This is a genomic window from Candidatus Lokiarchaeota archaeon (assembly GCA_014730275.1).
In the GTDB taxonomy this organism is placed as follows: Archaea; Asgardarchaeota; Thorarchaeia; order Thorarchaeales; family Thorarchaeaceae; genus WJIL01.
Genome location: WJIL01000150.1, coordinates 1 through 4,309 on the forward strand (window position 1 = coordinate 1; position 4,309 = coordinate 4,309).

6 protein-coding genes are annotated in these 4,309 nt (G+C 46.3%); 5 read left to right on the forward strand and 1 reads right to left on the reverse strand.

The genetic code is table 11. The features are described from left to right. Positions 1-176 precede the first annotated feature (176 nt). Positions 177-461 carry a hypothetical protein gene (locus GF309_16810; protein ID MBD3160444.1) on the reverse strand — a complete coding sequence of 95 codons (285 nt, stop codon included), beginning with the start codon at positions 459-461 and terminating at the stop codon, positions 177-179. 716 nt (positions 462-1,177) lie between these two features. Here GF309_16810 and GF309_16815 point away from each other — a divergent pair. The 5 genes from GF309_16815 (at position 1,178) to GF309_16835 (ending at position 4,175) form a co-directional block, all read left to right on the forward strand. After that, entirely contained in the window at positions 1,178-1,747 is a 570-nt protein-coding gene (locus GF309_16815) for a hypothetical protein (GenBank protein MBD3160445.1), read from the forward strand. Positions 1,748-1,758: 11 nt separating this feature from the next. Continuing rightward, positions 1,759-2,508, forward strand: a complete 750-nt coding sequence (locus tag GF309_16820; protein MBD3160446.1) for a hypothetical protein — start codon at positions 1,759-1,761, stop codon at positions 2,506-2,508. Between the two features lies 1 nt (position 2,509). Next, positions 2,510-2,905 (forward strand): HEPN domain-containing protein, encoded by a 396-nt coding sequence (locus GF309_16825; GenBank protein ID MBD3160447.1) that lies wholly within the window; start codon positions 2,510-2,512, stop codon positions 2,903-2,905. Between the two features lie 127 nt (positions 2,906-3,032). Then, on the forward strand, positions 3,033-3,401 hold the full coding sequence (locus GF309_16830; protein ID MBD3160448.1) for a hypothetical protein: 369 nt from the start codon (positions 3,033-3,035) through the stop codon (positions 3,399-3,401). Positions 3,402-3,944: 543 nt separating this feature from the next. After that, complete coding sequence (locus GF309_16835; protein ID MBD3160449.1) at positions 3,945-4,175, forward strand: hypothetical protein; 231 nt, start codon at positions 3,945-3,947, stop codon at positions 4,173-4,175. The last annotated feature ends 134 nt before the right edge of the window (positions 4,176-4,309 follow it).

A 4,309-nucleotide genomic window follows, 5' to 3' on the forward strand; every position in this document is an offset into this window, starting at 1 on the left:
GACTTCGGCACTCGCTTCAGGCTCATTTTCCTTGGCACCGTCATCCACCTGCTCCTCGACCTCACGATGCACCCCTGGCCCGAGCGTGCACAAAGACGAACATCACGGAGCCAAAGCATACAGGGAGCTAGACTTTTCCGCATCAGCGCGAAACGAGACCAACTTACTCGACCCTTCTATGTTCCACCCTTCCCATGCCCAGCGTCACCGCCACACCGAGTCGTCACCCCGGTCAAGCACAGGCTTTGTCTGCCATCATCAGGACACGGCCCTTCCAGCAGTCGCGGCTTCTTGCTCCTGTCGATTCCCCGGCACATCACACCGGCGACAGCGAGATTTCCCACAGCTTTTACCACGGTGCGAGAATCATCACCCATCCAGGCATTGTCGCCGCCGCCTGAACGACCCACACGGGCAAGGTGAACCACCGCGGACTCTCCAAGGATGATGAGTCCTTTCATGGAGAGTAGGACTTCTGGTTAGCGGACCGAATCCACCTTCCAGCCTTCGGGGCTGGGTTTTTCTCCCTGAGGAGTGACCCACCGCCCTAGTCCGTGTGGCAGGCAGTCCGCGCGTCACCTATTAGGCACCACACCTACGAATGTGCCGAAAATGCCCTCACAAAGAGAACTATTTCATTCATTCACATTTTGAGATTTCAGAATACTACTGTAGTGACGACCACTCATATCAGATGAAGGGAAGTCTGGGAGCTCTATTCCCTGGTAATATCACGTATGTCTACTTCGGACAATCTTTTTTGGATCACGTGGAACACCTTGCCTTATCTGAATGTTCTTGAGATATTTCACATTTCACGGCTTAGCACCAGCTTGTCTTACAGCCGTTGAAGGGGATTTTTTCGCAATGAATGCCCTGCTGCCCGGTCTTTATGGCACTGGGCCTATACTGCGCCTACTAGGATCCCCGCTTATTTTGCTAATAAGTTGGCAGATTCGTATCTCATTCTGGCGGTATGATTCGTATCATGTTGTCGTTGTTTGAAGGCCAACTTCTCGATTACACTGTTCTCTTAATACTGATTTTGGTTCGAAATATCGTTCACAGATACTTCAAGTCAATCGTAGCATTCTTGATTATGGCAGTATGTAATCATAGACACGTTTTAGATTGAATTAAATAGGGAAATCATAGAATCATTCATGGTGTGGTGAATATGACTGAGGACATCGAACCTGATGACCTATCTGTCGAGTTTTGGGATAAACTTGCAGAACTCGACAGGAAGACTCTGGAATCTGCCACGAAAAAAGTTCCGGAGCTGCTCAAGACGAGCGAATTGATGCTTTATAGTACACACAAACAGACGCGTGTGGCGGTATCCAAGCATGTAAATGAGAAGGATGCGCAGAATATCACGCGCGTCTTGAATCTTGCTGCAATGTATATTTCAGCTCGTGAACTGGACATGGAAGATCACTTTGAAAAGGAGATTCCTGAGGAGCATCGGGACCACATACTCTCACTAATTGAGATATTGAAGAAGGATGATTCTTTTCCAACGATATACTACAGATTATCTCGTATCAAGGGGTTTGTAGTTCCTCCCCTGTACGTAAGGAGACTCAAACTGGGACCAAGAGAGAACCTACCTAGTGCGCAGTTCTTTGAATTAGTGATGAGGCGCATGGATTCTAACGGTGAAATCAACAATATTACGCTAGAAATGGATTCTTACGAGATTCGTGCACTCATCGAAGAATTAAGAGATTTACTCGATAATTAGGGGTGTTTTGGATGCCACTGTTGAAGGAGCTTGTCGAATATGAAGAACCGCTTGAAGTCCCAACTAAATACGAGGGCGTATACATCTCAGAATTCAAACGCTTTTCAGAAGACATTGAAGATTCAGTATTAAGAAAAATGCGTGGTGCCGCAGAGCATTTGAAAACCTCTAGTACCTTTCCTGTGAGATCTTTTGAGGGGAGCTTGGAAAAACCCTATCGTGGAGTGAAATTTAGGATGGGGGACAGAAAGGAGCTATTTGGCACTAGACGTAGATTGGAACCAGAATCCAATATGGAGGGGCTTATGAATTTGCACAATCTGTTCAGTAGAGCAGTTCATTCAGATAACGAATGGCGAGTGATGAAACTGAATACTTTCTCTCCTTTCAATGAAATTTCAATACCAACTGCAACTGCAAAGTTCCAAGTGATTTGGAATGAAGATGTTAAAGACTACTTGGAAGAAGATACTGAGATGGACGCTGTCCTGAAGGAAACGGTCGATGACATTGTTCGTTACGGAGAAAGAGCAGAGGGTTTGATGGGTGTTCAAATTCGTTTCCTTAGAGATCCAGACGATCCCACTAAAGCTATAATGCTAGAAATCCAGCATGATTCTTCAGTATCGAAATCAGAGCTAAAGGAGCATAAGAAGCGGATGCGGTCCCAGCTCACAGAGAACGCAAAGCGCTTGACATCAAGGCGTGAGGAGTATATAAGAATCCGTGCTGCATTAAATGTGATTACGCGTGGGGTATAGGATGTCTCCAAGGTGGGTTTTCAATCCAAAAGACTTTCGCCGAATCTGCGACCTGCTGATGAACTCACATGAAGACAGCAATTCCGAATGCTATTTTCGAACCGTTATGAACAGGTCATATCTGATGGCTCTTCAAGTGACAGCAGCCCACATACTACAGAAGGGAGCGCATTTGCCCTCCGACCATACGTATTACGGGGTGGTGAAGGAGAAGATGCTTGTCTTAGGAGCAGATCCTGAGATGAAAGACAAGCTTTCTGATCTCCAAGAGTTGAGAGCTGACGCTGACTATTGTTACTGCAAACACCTAGGCAGAAATGATGCCATTGAGGCGATAAGCCTAGCTAGAGACATAATATCACATATGGATACACTCTATCCAGGAGCTAAGCTCTAACATCATTCCTCCCTCTATTCTCTTTCACTTTGATTTTGAATCGGCTTGGTATGAATACAGGAAATTGGGATGCACGCCTGCCGATGAGTTAGCTTCCTCAATAGAGAATAAAAGATTCCGGAGAGTATTGGATAAGCATCCCAGAGAACAAATACGAGGTTTCTATTCTCGGCTTGAACGTCTGTTGAAACATGCAATTCCTCTCAATGAATCCGTGGTATCAGATTCCAGTAGCAAGCAACAAGCATGGATTAAGAGTCGCAACGATTTGCTTGCAAAGCTGGGAGAACTAGCAGCTATTGGCGGAGTAAGTGGGAGTTTCGAAAGCCTTGCCGCAGAATTGTACAATTACGATGGGGAAATCTGCTGGTTAGGATCTGGTCCTCCTGAGTGTCCAGAGAGTATTTCAAAATCCGTTAACAATTTCAAGGATTCTGTTGACTCAGCGCTTTCTGATGTTGAATCTATATTAGGAGAACTTACAACTGAACCGTGAGATACCCTTAACACCTTTTGCTAACATCTTCAGAGGCTTGCAGGGATAGAAAACAAACTGGCTGCAGAGACCTCTAACACAGCAATGAGAAACGAGAAAGCTCTATGTCGGGAGAGTCGGAAGGATAAGGCGAACCACCGCGGACTCTCCGGGGATGATGAGTCCCTTCATGGAGAGCAGGACTTCTGGTTAGCGGACCGAATCCACCTTCCAGCCTTCGGGGCTGGGTTCTTCTCCGCGAGGAGTGACCCACCGCCCTAGTCCGTGTGGCAGGCAGTCCGCGCGTCACCTATTAGGCACCACACCCAAGAATGCGGCGAAAATCGTCCTGAGATACCAGCAATTTCCTAGGGCATTTGTCTCGAACTGAAAGGCAGCCTATGCGGTCCATCACCCGGATTCCATCACAAGGATATCAGATCTTTTGCTGTGAGGACACTACCATTCTTGGTTAGGAGCAAAATGGCTTTGGTTGGGAGATTCAATCACTGACGTAAAGATTCAACTTATGAGAAATAGTAGAAGAAGCATGAGGAATGAAGGATGAAAACCGTGCAGATTGAAATCAGCGATGAGGAGCGCGCTATTCTGGTCAGCAGGGCGAAGCAAGCAGGCAAGAGCTTGGAAGAGCTACTTCGATCACTCATTCGGTCCTATCTTTCGTCCGCGAAAGTCAACCCAAATGAATCGTTCTTCGACCTGAAATTTGAGGGCAAGAAGGGAGAACGAGGCTCTGTGAACCATGACACAGCTCTCTATGGCGCTCATGATTGAAATGGATTTCCATTCTCTTCCAAATAGACTCGATTACCCAAAAACCTATTAATTTAACAATTGTTCATTGAACTATGACTCACCTCATAATCCTAAATGATCCGCCATATGGTACTGAGCGCTCGTATAATGGA